1 protein-coding gene is annotated in these 1098 nt (G+C 34.8%); it reads left to right on the top strand.

Annotated features, from left to right (window positions below; translation table 11 throughout):
• Window positions 1-118: 118 nt before the first annotated feature.
• The coding region (locus AC1DTM_RS27885) for a sodium-dependent transporter (RefSeq protein WP_477001413.1) at window positions 119-1098 on the top strand (980 nt) is incomplete at its 3' end.

Here is a 1098-nt window from a genome sequence, read left to right as displayed (position 1 = left end):
ATATAAAGAGATGCTAGGCCATTTTTTATTTTATAGAAAAAGAAATGGAGGGTTTATTCGGATAGGTATATAAAATTTATTTATTTATATAAAAAGATTTAAATAGGAGGAAAATAAGATGAAACAGACGGAGCAATGGACTTCGAAATTAGGTTTTATAATGGCAGCAGCAGGATCAGCAATTGGACTTGGCGCAATATGGAAGTTTCCTTATATCGCTGGAAAGAGCGGGGGAGGAGCATTCTTTTTAATCTTTATATTATTTACTGTATTAATTGGACTACYACTACTTATTGCTGAATTTATGATTGGACGCAGTACACAGAAACAAGCAGTTGGAGCATTTAAAAGTATCGCACCAAATACAGGATGGCACTGGATTGGCCGTCTTGGCGTTGGAACTTGTTTTATATTACTATCATTTTATAGTGTTGTAGGTGGATGGGTATTAATTTATTTATTCAGAGGAGTGACAGGGCAGCTTATTACTCCAGGACAAAATTATAGTGCATTATTCACAGAGACAATTGGAAATCCGACTTGGGCCATTATCGGTCATTTTGCATTTATGTTCATTACGATATGGGTTGTATCAAAAGGTGTACAAAATGGGATTGAAAAAGCAAGTAAATATATGTTACCAGCGTTGTTCGTATTATTTGTCGCTCTTATTATTCGTTCATTAACACTTGATGATGCGATGCAAGGTGTGAAGTTTTTCTTACAGCCGGATTTCTCAAAAATTACTTCAGAAAGTATTTTGTTCGCAATGGGGCAATCATTCTTTGCGATTAGTATAGGAATTTCGATTATGGTTACGTATAGCTCGTATTTAAATAAAAAAGAAAGTTTACCAAAATCAGCAGTTACGATTGTTGGATTGAATTTATTCGTTTCTTTATTTGCGGGACTTGCTATATTTCCAGCAGTATTTTCATTAGGAATGGAGCCAACAGAAGGACCTGGATTACTATTTATCGTATTGCCATCTGTATTTAGTCAAATTCCATTCGGTGGACTATTCTTAACAGTATTTCTTGCGTTATTTACATTTGCGACATTAACATCGGCATTTTCACTACTAGAGACGGTCGTTTC

It is taken from the genome of Bacillus sp. P4_D3, from assembly GCF_056401855.1.
The sequence above is the reverse complement of the archived record's forward strand: the minus strand, read 5'-3'. Positions and strand labels throughout refer to the sequence as shown.